Origin of the sequence: Collimonas sp., assembly GCF_035566555.1 — a bacterium.
Classification (GTDB): domain Bacteria; phylum Pseudomonadota; class Gammaproteobacteria; order Burkholderiales; family Burkholderiaceae_D; genus Collimonas.
Genome location: NZ_DATMRB010000088.1, coordinates 16,313 through 32,149 on the forward strand (window position 1 = coordinate 16,313; position 15,837 = coordinate 32,149).

The window sequence follows — 15,837 nt, forward strand, 5'->3', positions numbered from 1 at the left end:
AAATGCTTCCAGGGCATATGGCAAAAAAGAATTTTCAAACCGCGTTGATCCACAGCGAATACCAGGCGCCGGCAGGCTTTGACGCCTTCCCGGTCGGCATCCACCACGCTTCCACGGTGCTGTTCAAGAACGTCGCCGCGATGCGGGCCCGCAACTGGCAGGAAAAGAACGGCTATACCTACGGCTTGCACGGGACGCCGACCTCCTTCACGCTGGAAGCACGGCTGGCGGCAATCGAAGGCGGCCGGCATTGCCTCTTGGCCCCTAGCGGCCTGGCGGCGATCACGCTGATCAACCTGGCCTTGCTGAAGAGCGGCGACGATGTGCTGCTGCCGGATAATGTATATAACCCGAACCGCGACCTCGGCAACTGGCTGGCGCGTGACTTTGGCATCAGCGCGCGCTATTACGATCCCTTGGTCGGCGCCGGCATCGCCGCCCTGATCCAGCCGAATACGCGCCTGATCTGGACTGAGGCGCCGGGTTCGGTGTCGATGGAAATGCCGGATATTCCAGCCATCTGCCAGGCTGCCCACGCCAGGAACGTACTGGTGGCGATCGACAACACCTGGTCGGCTGGCCTGGCCTTGCGCGCTTTCGACCTCGGCGCCGATATTGTCATGCATGCCCTCACCAAATACCAGTCGGGCGGCTCGGACGTGCTGATGGGAGCGGTGATCACGCGCGATGACGCCTTGAACCAGCGCCTCCAGGCTGCCCACATGCGCCTGGGCCTGGGTGTCGGCATGGACGATGTCTACCTGGTGCTGCGCAGCCTGCCGACCATGAAGATGCGCTTTGAGGCACATGATGCAGCGGCGCGCCAGGTTGCCGCCTGGCTCAAGCAGCGGCCCGAGATCAGCCGGGTGTTGCATCCGGCCTTCCCGGATTGCCCGGGGCATGAGATCTGGCAGCGCGATTGCAGCGGCGCCGCCGGCTTGTTCTCGGTGGTGTTCGACGAACGCTACAGCGAAGAGCAGACCGACCGTTTCGTCGACAGCCTGCAGCTGTTCAAGATCGGCTACAGCTGGGGCGGCGCCAACAGCCTGTGCGTGCCTTACCGTATCCAGGGCATGCGCCAGAACTGGCAGGGCGAGGGCATCCTGGTGCGTTTCAATATCGGCTTGGAAGATGTGCAGGATTTGATTGCGGATATCGAACAAGCCTTGGCTCTCATGTAGTACGTTATCAAGCTAGGTCATCCCCTAGTGCCCGCCGACACCGTGCTGCCTACATTCACCGCGGTGTGCACTGCCAGGACATGGTGTCCCGTGAAAGCGTAGCGGATCGGTGCTGGTGCCGACGGCCAGCGCGCCGTAGCTGTCGATAAATTCCTCGGATTGATTGTTGCCATATGTAGTGTCTGGCCGAAACGAAGTTGAGGCCGATCTTTCCTATCTCATGCGCGACGCCGGCAATCAATGCTGTGGTCGCCACCACCAAATACTGTGCACCCGCTACACTCAAACGGGCAGCTGCCGCCAAATGTACCTTGCAGCTGATCGGACTCTCATTATTTCCAAGTACCACACCCTAGCGCGATGCTATCCGACACCAGGATGCTGTGCTCGACATCCTTGGCACGGAACATGGTCTTCAACATTTTTGCCGGCAGGTGATGGCCATTGGCGATGAGCGGGGCGTGCAGGCGATTTTTGATCGACCGCCCCACAGGTAGTTGGGATGGCGCGCCCAGGTCAGGGGCACCGCGCTAAAGATGATCATTGACTTGAAGGACCGGGACGACAGCTTGCAAAATATAGAATAGCTCCTAGGAAATTCATAACATTACTCCAATTGCTTATTGTATAACCATGTCGTTTTATTAAACTTGGGACTGAGCGGATTGACCGCTCGTTACAATCTCAACCGTTTAATTGGCATAGGAGAATTATTATGCAAGAAAGCAAAACCGCTGTGGCCGACTGTAAAGCCATAGTCGACAGCGAAGCCATCGTCCAACAAGAAGCCTCGATTGAGGACTTGGGTCTGGAAGTCGTGGAAGACACGCCACAGATCGCCTTAGGTCGCCCGGTTCGTCACATCCGTGCGCAGTAAGGCTCTAAGTAGAGCAAGCAAGGGCGGGTCTCCGCCCTTTTCCTTTCTCCAGCTATCGTCTCGACTAGCCATCACCTAGGAGTGCTTGGGCATGCCACAGATCACTATTGAACGCGGATTTTTCGCCCCTGATTCAATTAAGAATCTGGCCCGCTTGTATGAGCACGTTAGCGCGCACGAGCGGGCTGTGGCTGAGTACGAGTACGATCCCGTTAAGTCGCCGCGGCTGATGGAACCACTGCTCCTCAAGCGCTCCTTTGAAGCAAAACTGTTCGACGACCGCCTGTTCCTCGAGTTGTTCGAGTGCATTTCGGCCGACGCCGAACGTGCGATCAGCGGACTGTTCCGGGTCTATATCGATGGCATGCTGAGTCCGCAATATGAGAACGAAGTGTTGTCTACGAAGCCGCTGCCAGGCGAAGGATTCGAGGCTTATGTCAGTCGAGCAACCGATGGGCGCAAGTTCGGCATTGTAGTCAACGGGGTCGAGCAATGGTCCGACACGCTAGCACGCTTGGCGGCGCGCTTGTTTGCACCGATCGTGGAGGCCCAGGGTACAGCACGCAGCACGATCGAGGTTACGCTGTTCATCGGAAACTACGGCTACACACCTTTCGGCATTCATATCGACGATCCCTACACCTCGGTGGTGCATTTTCATGCTGGACCCACCACGAAGGAAATGACTCTCTTCGGCATCAAAGAATTTCATCTTCTGAATGGCGTAACTAAGAATTGCTTTCAGCCGCAGAAGTTGATTCCGCATGGTCGCACCTTCGCAGTCGAGCCGGGCGACGTGTTCCTGCTACCCCCGCACTACTACCACATCGGCAGCACCGAAGGCTTCTCGATCGGCGTGGCACTTGCGCTGTCTAAGTACTCCGCTGCGTCGATGACCAAACAAATTTTGCAGCGTGCAATCGGTGAAGAACGCATGACTGGCTCAATGGATGACGTGATCGGCCGGGCGCAGGCAGATGACGTGTCGCTGCCCGACTGGTTGCGACGTGTGGGCAACGAATATGCTGCCCAGACGCGCAGCAGGCGGAATTTGCGGTATTCATTTCTGTGTTCTTCCGAGCCAGAGGCGACTCCGCGGCAGCTGTGGGAGCGCGATCCGGACTTTCCGTTGTCTCAGCTCGAAGAGGGTGACGACCTGCTGTTGTTTGCGCGCGGTAACCGCGTGCGTCTGGCGCGCAGCGAGTTGACGCAGCGCTTGGTGGCGGCACTGCCGCACACGGCATTCAGCATCGAGCAGCTATACAGCTCACTGCGCGGCGATGTATCGCTCGATGCACTTTCGGCGTTGGTGAAGCAGCTGGTTCGCGTGGGTGGGGTGCGTCGCATAACCGCAGCAGAGGAGCACTGCCAGCTGCTTCATGCGTCTCATTGTCACTCATTGGTATCGAATAGCATGGACATCGATCCATCCTGGGCGCGACGACTCGCTGTCATGTCGGAGCAATTGAGCGTGCGTGCGCATCTGCCAGGCGTGATGCCCGGATACGGCCAGGTACGCGAGATCATCGCTGAGATGTTCACTCGCTTCACGCCACAAGAGCTGCCGCGCTCGCGTGCCTGGGTTGATGGCGGCCAGCTCTACACAATTACCGATGCCCTGGTAGAGTTAGCCGATAAACCGGGCCTGACGCTGGCACAGCGGCTTGCCAAGGCGTGTCGGTCGCTGCACTACTGTGTGACTGTCAATGGCCTGTCAGCTTGGCACGAGCCCTTCGCGCAACACATGCAGATACGGATGCTGGATCCGCTGTTCGCCGAACTGAACGGTGCACCCGCCTGTGGCACTGATTTCTATACGTTCATCGGCAACTATGGCTACACACCCTTCGGTGTGCACGATGACACAGATCAGTCATTGCTGTGGCATCTGGGGCCGGCACCAAAGGTGGCCTACATTTGGCCGCGTGCGCGCTACGTTGAACTGACCGGTGGCACGCTGGCGACTGTGGATTACGAGGCGCTGTTGCCTTATGCGCAGCGTTACGAGTTGCAGCCCGGGGATCTGTTGTTTATCCCAATGGGTGACTTCCATGTCCTTGAAACACGCGAGTTTTCGTGCACCATGGGGCTGACGCTGTTTCCGGAGGACATGCGACTCGAGTGCGCCGAGGCGTTGCGCCTGTTGGCGCCGGACGAGCGCGCGTTGCAGGCGATGGCACAAGCGCCGGTCACGCTCGATCAATGGGCCAGTTTGCGTCGCATGGCAGTGCAGAGCAATGGTTACATGATCACACCGCCGCAACTGGACTCCATGTGGGATGCCGTTCCAGACGCGGCATCACTGCGCCGCTGCACGCTGCGCATCCGGCCGTCGTGTCCATTACGCACTGCCGAGGTCGCCGGCCGCCAGGTATTGTTTGTGCGTGGCCGCGTGATCTGGGGGCGGCCGAACGCCTTATTCGGTCATCTCTGCGAGGCGCTCGCCAGTGGCGAACAGATACCGTTTGAGGTGCTGGAACAGCGGTTGTCTGGCACTGTGCAGGCAGAGGCCGTGGTCGATCTGGTACGCAAGATTGCGACATTAGGTGGGGTGTTAATTGAGCAGCATTGATCTGCGCATCCGCTCGGCCCTGCAATCGGTGTGGCAGCGCAGCGTAGCTGGCTTTGCCGAGCTGGGTATCGCAGTGCCAAAGCCGATCGCACTGGCAGAGCGCGGCGAGCACGTTGGTCGCTATCTGTGGGCAGCGATTTGCGCGGGTGCGCCTTGGAGTACTGTCGGCATGGTGATCGCTACGCTGCTGGGGACGGCTGGCAACGTCGCCCAGTCCTTCGTGCTCGGGCAGGTTGCTGAGCAGGCGCTGGGCGGACAGCGCGAGCTGGTCACTTGGCTATTGTTGACGCTGATGACGCTGTGGCTAGCGGGGCCGTTGCTGCAGGTGCTACATAGCCTGGCGCGTCTGTATGCGAGCCAAAACCTGCGTATCGTCGTGACTGACCATCTTACCGCCCGGCTGATGCACGCGCGACCGCGACAGGTGGCCGATAATGCCGTGGGCAATCTGGTCGAGCGCATCGAACTTGCGTCGACCAGCCTTCCAGGTGTGGTCTGCACGGCTGCCGACACACTGATAAAACTCTTGTCGGTGACGGTACTGGCGAGTCTCGTGTTGGCGGGTGTGTCGTCCTCTATGGCGCTGCTGGCTGGAGCATGGATGATGACGGCACTGCTGCTGTCGAGCTATCTGGCTTATACCGGAATGAACATCGTCGAGAACGCGAGCGACGCGCACGCTAAGGTGATCGCAGACCTCGCCGAGATCATCACCAACGTTCCTCTGATCCGCAGCTTCACTGCGCAGGCGATGGAGCGCCGCCGTTTCGGCACAGCGCTGCAGGCTGACCTCTACGCTTGCCGTCGCGTGCGTAGCTATTGGGTCTTCGTTCTGTTGATTGAAGCCGCGTACAAGTGGCTATTTGGTTTAACCGTTGCGGTCTATACAGTGCAGCAGTACGGCGCGGGTATTTTACCCCTGCCGCAGTTGATCACGATCTGCTCGCTGATCATCGCGCTGAGCTGGCATTTTGAATCTGTTGCCTTCCATTTTGTGGATCTTTTCGATGCACTGGGCGTACTGCGATCGGGATTGCGTGAGCTGTCTGCGATTGAAGTTGAGCTTGCTCTCGGTAGCCAGTCACTGCCTAAGCCCGGTCACGTTGTGCTGGAGAACGTGACCGCGTCGTACAATCACGTCGAGATGCTGCGCGATGTGAGCCTGCGGATCGAGCCGGGTAGCAAGGTCGGTATTGTCGGGCCGTCGGGCTCCGGGAAGTCAACGCTGCTGGCGGTGTTACGTGGCGATCTGAAACCGGATCTAGGGCGCGTCGAACTGCATGGCGCGCCACTGGCGGACTGCTCGGCCGGACAGTTGGCTCGTGCATCGAGTGAGGCGGTGCAGAACGCACTGATGTTCAATCGCAGTGTGCGCGAAAACGTTGCCTACGGGGCGTCAGAGTCGGCGACGAAGACGATCGAACATGCCCTGTCGGCGGCGCAGGCGCGGCAATTAGTGCAGGGCCTCTCGAGGGGCATAGAGACCGAGGTCGGTGAGCGTGGCGCGTCGTTGTCCACCGGTGAACGGCAGCGGCTAAGCATCGCACGTGCGCTGCTCAAGCACGCGCCGCTAGTTGTATTCGATGAGGCCACCTCATCCGTCGACACGATCTCTGAAATGCGTATCATCGACTACTTGGTCGACGACACACCTGGGCGCACCGTCATCGTCGTTACGCACCGTGTGACTACGCTCGAACGCTTCGACCAGATTGTGGTGATGAACCAGGGCCGCATCGTCGACGCCGGCTCGCCGCAGGAGCTGCTTGCCCGCAGTACGCTGTTCCAGCAGCTACTGCGCCACGAGGACGATAGCCGCAGCATCCGCCGTCCGCACATATCTCAGACCTCATTTCCCACCGAACCCACGCTACTGAAGGGGGCGACAGATCACTGGCAAGCACATCGCCGTTGGACTTGGGACTTCATCTCCAGCCGGGCTGGTGACCTGCTGACGCTGACCGATGCACAGGGCGAGCCGACCGGCGAAGTACGGCTGGCCGATTACATGCGGGCGATACGTTATGGCAAGAAACCTTTGGCGTCGCTTTATGCCTCCGGTTGGCGTTTCTTCGAGCAGCACCCAGACATGCTGGCTGACTTCAGTGAGCCGTCCGAAGCACGGCCCGATATGCTGCAGCGTATTCCGCAGCACTTGTTCAAGCCGTTGCTATGGATCTTCATCGGACCAGAAGGGTCAGGCACAAACTTGCACTACGACGTGCTTGACACCCATGCTTGGCTGGCAGTGATTCGTGGTCGTAAGCGGATCGCATTGCATCCGCCTGCATTACTCGCTGCCGACTACAACAAGCACCGTGCGGATGCTCTTGTCGTGTTGCGCGAGCGCCGTGATCAGGGACATTGGCGTTACTTCGAGCAGGAACCGGGCGACCTGTTATTGATCCCGGCTGGCTGGTGGCACGAGGTCGTTAACGAAGGCTTGACGTTGGGCTTGACCCGTAATTTCGCGACGCCCGACATATGCAACCGCGTGGCGCAGGCCGCGCACGCGCAAGGATTGGCGTCGCTACAGCCTTGGATCGAAGAAATGCGAGAGGAGGCGCTACCATGACGACCGACTACGCTAGTCACTATCGCGTACACCCGCGGCTGCACTGGGAGCTCGCTGGCGAGGGGCGGATCGAGATGCGTCTGCCGTTCGGCAGCAAGCGTCTACGTGCAGCTGAATCCATCGCGACACTGCTGAAACGCGCTGCAGAAGAAGCGCCGAAAACTGGCGATGTGCTGGCTCAGTGCCTGGGCACCAGTGTGTTCGAGACACTGGTGAAATACCTCTTCTTGTTGCCAGAGAGCCAAGCAGACGTGCTTGGCGACGGACTGTGCATACCGGCTGCCCGGCCCGCCGGGTGCGCGTTACCAGTGTACGATCTCGATATGCTCATCGAGGACGATCTGGTGTTGCTACACGTGCCAATCGCTACAACGGCCGAGGGAAAGGTCTCGGTGGCTAGTGGAGGCCGCTGGGTACGCACACACTTGGCTCAGTCGATTGAGTCGCCGCTTGGGGCATCGGCTCGGCAAGGAGTATTGTTGGACCTTGATTTTGGTTGTCAACTCGACATTGCGGCAATGCGCCTGTTCGATGTGGGTGACGTGGTTCACCAGCCGCTCCAGGACCGAGCGAGCGACATCGGCGAACGCGCTGCTTATGTGTGTCGGACGATCGCCGCCCGCGGAGCGCGGCCGTTGATCTTAGGTGGCGACCACGCGCTAGCCTACTACAGCGTCGGCGCGCTGGCTCAGAGCTACCCGAGGCTGGGGGTGCTGCAGATCGATGCGCACCCGGATCTATATACGGTCGGCGCAGTCTGCGATGAACGGCTCAACCACGCCAACGTGATGCATTGGGTACGCCGCATGCCGCACGTGCTGGCGCTGTGGCAGGTAGGGGTGCGCGACTTCTTCCATCAGCCGACCGAACGAGTTACCTGTGTGCACGACCCGAAGGTGCAAGTACTGTCAGCTTTCGAGGCCGAGACCAGCGGCTACCAGCGACTTCTCGACGGCATGGATCCGTCCTTGCCCTGGTTTGTTACGTTCGACGTCGACGCGCTCGCACTCGCCGATTATCCGCAGACAGCTACACCTGTGCTCGGCGGGCTCAGCCTTTATCCATTGCTAGCTTGCTTCGAGCGGCTGTTTCATGAATTTCGCATCGTCGGCATGGAGTTCGTCGAGATCGGTGATGCGCCACCAGAGGCGCACGGCACCGCGGCGATAGCGGCTCGTCTAGCCAGCCGTTACCTCTTTCACCTGCGTAAAGTCACGCCTACGCGGGATCTACTGTATTCAACGATCGTCTAGGAACACTGTGATGCCCGATCTCTATGACCTGCTGCTGCACTTGCCAGGCGTTGTGCCAGCCGAGGAGTGTGACATCATCATACGCAGCTTCGACGAGTTGCAGCAACGGGGCGGTGCCTATCGCGAGTCGTCGATGGATGCGAGCTCTGGCCGGCGTGTCGAATCGACCTTCAACGCAGTGTCACTGCCGCCCGGTTCCATGGCGTTCGAGGCGGCGCACCGCCGCACTTGGACTGCGCTGAAGGCCTGGCTCGACTATCTCGAGGCACAAGGGCGCTACAACACCAAACTGCTTCGTAGGTCGCTGCGCTATTCGCACGACTACCGCGTGCTGTGCTACGCCATGGGCGCGCGAATCCATCCACACACCGACTGGGACGAGTTCACGCTCGCTAGCTGCACGCTTGCACTGAACGACGACTACACCGGCGGTGAGTTCGGCTTCTTCAACGACGACCGGCGTATCCGCTTGAACCGGGGCGACGCACTGATCTGGCCCGCCGACTGCTTCTGGGTGCACAGAGTGACGCCAGTTAAATCAGGCATGCGCTATAGCGTCAACAGCTTCATCACCTCAGTGCCCGAGGCGATGAAGTCAAAGGTGGCTGACGAACTCAACGCGCGACCGAAGCAGGAATGGGACTCTATCTATAGTCACCACTTCGTCGAATGAATTGGTGACGACGAATGGTTTTGCCAAGTGCCCCAAAGTAACTGACTTATTTCCTCGCCCGAGATTCAGTGCTGCCAAGCTGAGGAATACGGTAGTTAAAGTAGTTTCGGTCTTCGCGGGAATAACGATGGTGCATGGGCGACAGCGGACATTCTTGTCACTAATGGAAGGTTAGTGGTGCTGGTTGGATGCATTTTCCTAGGTTCTAGAGATGCGCGGCTTTTCCAGAAGATAGTAGCCAAAGCCAAGCGTCGATCTGCCAAACGCAAGGTAGTTCTGATACCAGCGTCTGGCGCGCTCACCAAAGGCTACGGTGTCGGGGTCGTGCGGATGAGATGCAGCATATTGCATGACCGCCTGGCAGTACATGTGCTCGTAGCGGTCCCATTCCTCAGCGCTGCTTGCCATCGCCAGGCGCAACTTGAAACCCTGCGCGCGAGCGCGCGCAATGTTTTCGGCATGGCTGCTCAGCTCATCTTCCGTGGCGCCGAGCATGATCAGATATTCATGCGGCGGCGGCCGTTTCCAATAGCCTTCACCCACCAGCAGCACGCCGCCTGGTTTGAGCCATTGACGGCAGATGGCGAGGCTGGGCTCGAATCCGCCCAGTGCATGGGTGGAGCCAACGCACAGAATCGCGTCGTAGCCGCCGGCCGGCAGCGGATGTTGTTCGAGCTGGCTGGCGATCAGCGTCAGCCGGCCGTCGCCCGGGTTGCTGGCAGCCCAGGCCTTGGCGGCTTCAGCCAGGAAAGCCGGATTGATATCGACGCCGACGCCGCACACCGGCTGCGACGCCAGCAAATCGCGCAGCAGCGCAGCTTTGCCGCAGCCGGCATCCAGCACCAAGGCATCAACCGGCAGCTGCGGCGCGGCTAGCAAGCCGGCGGCTTTGCCGGCAGAAAGCGGGCTGCAGTAATGATGGCCGCTATGGGCGATGGTGGTGTATTTGAAGGGATCTTGTGCAGAAACAGAAGTGGCCATGGCGGCGCGTTCCTTTAAAGTGGTTGATGTTTTTTTCACTCTTAAAAGAAACGCAAGCTTTCATACCCAGCCTCCAGTCTGTCATGTCCGGCAAGGGCGGACAGTGGTTTGCGGCTTATGCCGCACCTCATGTTATCGCTGCAGCGGCGTTCAGGTCAATTGTTGCAGCATATAGACCGCGGCAAGCTGGCTGCCCGCAACTTGATAGCTGTCGAGGTTTTCCTTGGCCGGCGAATGCCTGACTTCGACCGCCGCATAGCCCAGGCCGCCCCAGAATGTCTGTGACTGCTGCACTGACACCAATGCGCTCCAGCCAAGGTTTTCCGCGCGCGCATGGTCGAGCGCTGCCGCCACCAGCAGATTGGCTGCCCGCTGGCCACGTGCGCCGGGGGCGACCGCCAGGTCGTGCAGGTACAGGCAATCTGGCGCCGAGGTCAGCTTGAATGGTGAACCTAGCGGGGTGATGGCATCCTTGTTCGACGGGTAGCTGAACAGATAAGCGGCGGCGCTATCCGGCGCCGGCCCCCAGATCCAGCAAGTGGCCGGGGTCAGCGCCAGGCGGGCGCGGAAAACTTCTTCGGATTCCAGCATGGCCGGCGGATAGCATTCGGCCTGGATCCGCATGACGGCCGGAATATCGCTCGCTAGCATGGCCCGCATCGCGGGCGCTATGAAATTGTTGCGCATGGATTGAAACAGTGTGACGGATGGATGATGCTGCCACTGCCCGCTGCCGCGGGCAGTGTTGCGGGAAAATCAAGCCGGCATGGCCTTGTTGTCATTCAGGTCGACCAGGCCCTTGATCAGGCGGTAAGCCTTCCACAGCCAGGCCAGGCCCCACACAACGAACGCCAGCGGAATCCCGATCACGGTCATGCACAGGGCGACGCCGACCACCACCCACAGCAGATACCACCAGAACGAGCGGATCTGCCAGTTGTGGTGGCTATACACAAAAGAGTCCGCCGCATCCTGACGCTTGACATAATTGATGATCAAGGGGATCCAGGAAAATGCTCCCAGCGAGAACAGCAGGCTGGCGGCGTGACCCAGATAGAGCCACCAGGCAATGTTTTTCTCGGAGTGCAGCTTGCTATCGAAAACCAGTTCGTTGGCCATGTTTTTCCTTCAAGGTTGAGGATTTAACGTTACCGTCGGCGCCGATTTTCGCGAAAATCACGCCAATATAGGCAAGATGCCATCCAAACCGACAAAATTCAAGGCCACGCTGGCTTTTTCTCGCACCACCGGCTTGGCGCGGAAGGCTACCGACAGGCCGGCCACGCTCATCATGCTGAGGTCGTTGGCGCCATCGCCCATGACAATCGCCTGGCTGGCGGCGATGTTCAGCTCGGCGCAGACGCGTTCGACCGTGCGTTTCTTTTCCTCGGCGTTGACGATGGCGCCGCGCACCTTGCCGGTCAGCTTGCCGTCGACGATTTCCAGCACGTTGGAGTGGGCGTAATCGAGACCAAGCGTATCTTTCATGCGGTCGGTGAAAAAGGTGAAGCCGCCCGACACCAGCAAAGTCTTGATGCCGGCCGCCTTGACCGCCGCCAGCATGGTTTGCGCGCCTGGCGACAGCTGCAGTCGTTCATCGTAGACCCGTTGCAGGGCCGAGGCTTCCAGTCCCTTGAGCAAGGCGACGCGCCGCGTCAGGCTCTCGTCGAATTCCAGCTCGCCGCGCATGGCGGCTTCGGTAATCGCCGCGACTTGCGGCTTCAGCCCCTGCATGTCGGCGATTTCGTCGATGCACTCGATGGTGATCAGGGTCGAATCCATGTCCATCGCCAGCAGCTTGAAGTCACCCAGCTGCGGCGCCGCCGGCAGCCAGGCGCAATCGATGCGGGCGCCGAAGCAGGCGGCATCGATCAAGGCCTTCAGGCTGGCGGAATAGGCGACATTGGCGCAGCGCCATGCGTGGCGGCCGCCGCTGCTGATGTCTTCCGCGGTAGCATCGGCCAGGCTGGCGATGCGGGCTATGGCGCTGTGGTCTGCGTCCAGGCTTTGCAAGATAAGATTCATGGTTCGATGTGGCTTTACTAAAATATAAATGATCGGGCAGGCAGCGTCATCCTGCCAGCGCTTTGATGGTGGCTTTGACCTGGGTCAGGCGCGCCGCCAGGTCCGGCATGTTGACGGTAATCCGCAGCTTGTCCTGGCCGTTGAGCTTGATGTGGCGGTTTTTCTGGATCAGCTCGATGATGCGCATGGCGTCGATCGGCGGATTCGGCACGAATTGCAGCAGGGCTGAATCGGTATGGGCGTCGATCTTGACGATGCCGATTGACTTGGCGGATATCCGCAGGCGGTGCGTCTCGATCAGCGCCTTGGCCGGATCGGGCAGCCTGCCGAAGCGATCGATCAATTCTTCCTGCAGGTCGTCGATCTTGTCTTGCGCATTGCAGTTGGCCAGGCGTTTGTAGATGGACAGCCGTTCGTGGACGTCGCCACAGTAATCGTTGGGCAGCAGGGCCGGCACATGCAGGTTGATTTCCGTGGTGGTCGATAATGGCGCCGCCAGGTCGGGCTCCTGGCCGTTCTTCAACGCTCGCACCGCTTCATTGAGCATGTCGGAATACAGCTGGAAGCCGATCTCGTGCATTTCGCCGGACTGGTTATCGCCCAGCACTTCGCCGGCGCCGCGGATTTCCAGGTCGTGCATGGCCAGGTAGAAGCCGCTGCCGAGTTCTTCCATTTGCTGGATCGCATCCAGCCGGCGCTGCGCCAGCTTGGTCAGGCCTTGCACATCGTGCACCAGCAGATAGGCATAAGCCTGGTGATGCGAGCGGCCGACGCGGCCGCGCAGCTGGTGCAGCTGGGCCAGGCCGAACTTGTCGGCGCGGTGCATGATGATGGTGTTGGCGGTCGGCACGTCGATGCCGGTTTCGATGATGGTGGTGCACAGCAGGATGTTGAAGCGCTGGGCGACGAAATCGCGCATCACTTTTTCCAGGTCGCGTTCATGCATCTGGCCGTGGGCGACGGCGATGCGCGCTTCCGGCAGCAGGGCTTCCAGCATGGCCTTGCGGTTCTGGATGGTTTCCACTTCATTGTGCAGGAAGTACACCTGGCCGCCGCGTTTCAGCTCGCGCAGGCAGGCTTCGCGGATGGTCGATTCGCCTTCGCTGCGGACAAAGGTCTTGATCGCCAGGCGCTTTTGCGGCGCGGTGGCGATGATGGAGAATTCGCGCAAGCCTTCCAGCGCCATGCCCAGGGTGCGCGGAATCGGCGTGGCGGTCAGCGTCAGCACGTCGACTTCGGCGCGCAATGCCTTCAGCGCTTCTTTCTGGCGTACGCCGAAACGATGTTCCTCGTCGATGATCACCAGCCCCAGCCGGGAAAACTTGATATCGTCCGACAGCAGCTTGTGGGTACCGATCACGATGTCCAGCGTGCCGTCGGCCATGCCCTTGATGGCTTGCGTGATTTCCTTGCCGGAACGGAAGCGTGACAGTTCGGCGATCTTCACCGGCCAGTCGGCAAAGCGGTCGGTGAAGGTCTGTGCGTGCTGTTCCGCCAGCAGGGTGGTCGGCGCCAGGATCGCCACCTGCTTGCCGCCCAGCACGGCAACAAAGGCGGCGCGCAAGGCGACTTCAGTCTTGCCGAAGCCGACATCGCCGCAGATCAACCGGTCCATCGGCTTGCCGCTGGTCATGTCCTTGATCACAGCATTGATGGCGGCGGCCTGGTCGGCGGTTTCTTCAAAGCCGAAGCTGGCGGAGAAGGCTTCGTAGTCGTGCGCCGAATATTCGAAAGCGTGGCCCTGGCGCAGCGCGCGGCGGGCATACAGGTTGAGCAGTTCTGCCGCGGTATCGCGCACTTGCTGGGCGGCGCGGCGCTTGGCTTTTTCCCACTGGCCGGAGCCGAGCGCATGCAGCGGCGCGTCTTCCGGCGAGGCGCCGGAGTAGCGCGAAATCACGTGCAGCTGCGAAACCGGCACGTACAGCTTGGTGTCCTTGGCGTATTCCAGGTGCAGGAATTCGGTCTCGCCTTCGCCCAGGTCCATGCTGAGCAGGCCCATGTAGCGACCGATGCCGTGATTGATATGCACCACCGGGTCGCCGATCTTCAGTTCGGACAGATCGCGCACCATCGATTCGACCTGGGTCGCGCCTTCCTGCTTCTTCTTGCCTATCCTGCGGCCGGAACCGGCATACAGCTCGGTTTCCGTGATGAAGCTCAGCTGTGGCAGCTCGAAGCCGGCATGCAGCGGCGCCACGCCCAGCATCAGCTTGTGCGTCGACGTCAGGAAATCGGCATAGCCGTCGCACAAGGCCAGCGGCAGGCCGTATTCATTGAAGTACTGCTGCAGGGTTTCGCGGCGGCCGTTGGTTTCGGCGCAGATCATGACGCGGCTGCCGCTCTGCAGCAGATAAGCGCGCAGGTTGGTGAGCGGATCGTCGATGCGGCGGTTGACCGCGATATTCGGAATCGGCGCCGACAGATCGGAGGCCGCATCGCTGTGCTGGATCACCCAGCGGCCGAACGGCTTGGCCAGGGTGAAGAAATTTTCATCAGTCAGGAACAGCGCTTCCGGCGCCAGCAAAGGCCGCTCGCGGTCCGATTTCAGGAATTTGTAGCGCGACTGGGTATCGCCCCAGAAACGCTGGATGGCGCCGTCGATGTCGCCCACTAGGGCAAAGGTGGCGTCCGCCGGCAGGTAGTCGAACAGGGTCGCGGTTTCTTCAAAGAACAGCGGCAGGTAGTACTCGATACCGGCGGAGGCAATGCCGTTGCCTATGTCCTTGTAGATTGCCGAACGCGAAGGATCGCCTTCGAAGACTTCGCGCCAGCGGCTGCGGAAGGCCGAGCGGGCGGCATCGTCCATCGGGAATTCGCGGCCCGGCAGCAGGCGTACTTCCTTGACCGGATACAGCGAACGCTGGGTGTCGGCGTCAAAAGTGCGGATGGTTTCGATGGCGTCGCCGAACAGGTCGAGCCGGTAGGGCAGTACCGAACCCATCGGGAAAATATCGATCAGGCCGCCGCGCACCGAGTACTCGCCGGGCGACATGACCTGGTTGACGTGGCTGTAGCCGGCCAGCGTCAGCTGCGTCTTGAGGCGCGCTTCGTCGAGCGTCTCGCCTTGTTTGAAAAAGAAAGTGTAGCCAGCCAGGAAAGAGGGCGGCGCCATCCGCACCAGCGCCGTGGTGGCCGGCACCAGCAAGACGTCGCACTGGCCGCTCTGCACCTCATACAGCGTGGCGAGGCGCTCCGAGACCAGGTCCTGATGCGGCGAAAAGGCATCGTAGGGCAGGGTTTCCCAGTCCGGCAGCAAATGGCAGCGCAAGCCGTTGGACTGCTCGACGCTGGCCTGGAACCAGGGGATTTCCGTGCGCAGGCGCTGGCCGTCGCTGGCGTTGGCCACGATCACCACCAGCATCCGCTGTTGCGGCTTGAGCGCCAGCGCCGCCTGCGCCAGGACGTAAGCGTCGGCCGAACCATGCAAGGCAGGCAGGGCAAAGCGCGTGGCCGGCTTGGGCAGCAATTTTTCTAGATCAAGGGACATTAGAGCCTGTTAACATGAAACGTAAGGCAAGCGCTGAAGCAAACGATGCCGCAGCCGATGGGATGCGCAGAGCCTGCCGGTGGTCTTGCATGGTCAAAAAAAGCCACAATACGCCTGATTTGACAGTTAAAATTCAGAGCCGCATTATAAACCACGGGCTCAAATGCCGATTCCGGCGACGGATTGCCGGGCATGCCGCGGTTTTTCATTATT

General features: G+C 60.2%; 11 protein-coding genes. 6 read left to right on the forward strand and 5 right to left on the reverse strand.

The genetic code is table 11. From position 1 onward, the window contains the following. Positions 1–17 precede the first annotated feature (17 nt). The 6 genes from VNZ65_RS10910 to VNZ65_RS10935 all read left to right on the forward strand — a co-directional run bounded on the left by VNZ65_RS10910 (position 18) and on the right by VNZ65_RS10935 (position 9,131). Positions 18–1,181, forward strand: coding sequence for a cystathionine beta-lyase (locus tag VNZ65_RS10910; RefSeq protein ID WP_325668839.1), 1,164 nt, complete (start codon positions 18–20; stop codon positions 1,179–1,181). A 715-nt stretch (positions 1,182–1,896) separates the two neighbouring features. Next, complete coding sequence (locus VNZ65_RS10915; protein WP_325668841.1) at positions 1,897–2,058, forward strand: hypothetical protein; 162 nt, start codon at positions 1,897–1,899, stop codon at positions 2,056–2,058. Positions 2,059–2,149: 91 nt separating this feature from the next. Further along, positions 2,150–4,630, forward strand: coding sequence for a hypothetical protein (locus VNZ65_RS10920; protein WP_325668843.1), 2,481 nt, complete (start codon positions 2,150–2,152; stop codon positions 4,628–4,630). Continuing rightward, positions 4,617–7,205 (forward strand): ATP-binding cassette domain-containing protein, encoded by a 2,589-nt coding sequence (locus VNZ65_RS10925; protein WP_325668845.1) that lies wholly within the window; start codon positions 4,617–4,619, stop codon positions 7,203–7,205. The genes VNZ65_RS10920 and VNZ65_RS10925 overlap by 14 nt, the downstream gene beginning before the upstream one ends. After that, entirely contained in the window at positions 7,202–8,458 is a 1,257-nt protein-coding gene (locus VNZ65_RS10930; protein ID WP_325668846.1) for an arginase family protein, read from the forward strand. Before VNZ65_RS10925 ends, VNZ65_RS10930 begins: the two co-directional genes overlap by 4 nt. Before the next feature lie 10 nt (positions 8,459–8,468). Further along, positions 8,469–9,131: a 2OG-Fe(II) oxygenase gene (locus tag VNZ65_RS10935; protein ID WP_325668848.1), complete on the forward strand. Its 663-nt coding sequence runs from the start codon at positions 8,469–8,471 to the stop codon at positions 9,129–9,131. 198 nt (positions 9,132–9,329) lie between these two features. On the opposite strand, the gene VNZ65_RS10940 is transcribed toward VNZ65_RS10935, so the two are convergent. The 5 genes from VNZ65_RS10940 to mfd all read right to left on the reverse strand — a co-directional run bounded on the left by VNZ65_RS10940 (position 9,330) and on the right by mfd (position 15,624). Then, entirely contained in the window at positions 9,330–10,112 is a 783-nt protein-coding gene (locus tag VNZ65_RS10940) for a class I SAM-dependent methyltransferase (RefSeq protein ID WP_325668850.1), read from the reverse strand. Between the two features lie 150 nt (positions 10,113–10,262). Continuing rightward, entirely contained in the window at positions 10,263–10,763 is a 501-nt protein-coding gene (locus tag VNZ65_RS10945) for a GNAT family N-acetyltransferase (protein ID WP_325668852.1), read from the reverse strand. A gap of 105 nt (positions 10,764–10,868) precedes the next feature. Beyond that, complete coding sequence (locus VNZ65_RS10950) at positions 10,869–11,231, reverse strand: DUF4870 family protein (RefSeq protein ID WP_325668854.1); 363 nt, start codon at positions 11,229–11,231, stop codon at positions 10,869–10,871. Between the two features lie 57 nt (positions 11,232–11,288). After that, entirely contained in the window at positions 11,289–12,137 is an 849-nt protein-coding gene (gene serB, locus VNZ65_RS10955; protein WP_325668856.1) for a phosphoserine phosphatase SerB, read from the reverse strand. A 46-nt stretch (positions 12,138–12,183) separates the two neighbouring features. Next, the gene (mfd, locus tag VNZ65_RS10960) at positions 12,184–15,624 is read right to left on the reverse strand and encodes a transcription-repair coupling factor (protein ID WP_325668858.1); all 3,441 of its coding nucleotides are present in this window, start codon (positions 15,622–15,624) and stop codon (positions 12,184–12,186) included. Positions 15,625–15,837 lie beyond the last annotated feature (213 nt).

What these genes read in the sequence shown, in the direction of transcription:
- VNZ65_RS10910 (WP_325668839.1), top strand. Translation starts at nt 18, where the DNA reads ATGGCAAAAAAGAATTTTCAAACCGCGTTGATCCACAGCGAATACCAG.
- VNZ65_RS10915 (WP_325668841.1), top strand. Translation starts at nt 1,897, where the DNA reads ATGCAAGAAAGCAAAACCGCTGTGGCCGACTGTAAAGCCATAGTCGAC.
- VNZ65_RS10920 (WP_325668843.1), top strand. Translation starts at nt 2,150, where the DNA reads ATGCCACAGATCACTATTGAACGCGGATTTTTCGCCCCTGATTCAATT.
- VNZ65_RS10930 (WP_325668846.1), top strand. Translation starts at nt 7,202, where the DNA reads ATGACGACCGACTACGCTAGTCACTATCGCGTACACCCGCGGCTGCAC.
- VNZ65_RS10935 (WP_325668848.1), top strand. Translation starts at nt 8,469, where the DNA reads ATGCCCGATCTCTATGACCTGCTGCTGCACTTGCCAGGCGTTGTGCCA.
- VNZ65_RS10940 (WP_325668850.1), bottom strand. Translation starts at nt 10,112, where the DNA reads ATGGCCACTTCTGTTTCTGCACAAGATCCCTTCAAATACACCACCATC.
- VNZ65_RS10945 (WP_325668852.1), bottom strand. Translation starts at nt 10,763, where the DNA reads ATGCTAGCGAGCGATATTCCGGCCGTCATGCGGATCCAGGCCGAATGC.
- VNZ65_RS10950 (WP_325668854.1), bottom strand. Translation starts at nt 11,231, where the DNA reads ATGGCCAACGAACTGGTTTTCGATAGCAAGCTGCACTCCGAGAAAAAC.
- serB (WP_325668856.1), bottom strand. Translation starts at nt 12,137, where the DNA reads ATGAATCTTATCTTGCAAAGCCTGGACGCAGACCACAGCGCCATAGCC.
- mfd (WP_325668858.1), bottom strand. Translation starts at nt 15,624, where the DNA reads ATGTCCCTTGATCTAGAAAAATTGCTGCCCAAGCCGGCCACGCGCTTT.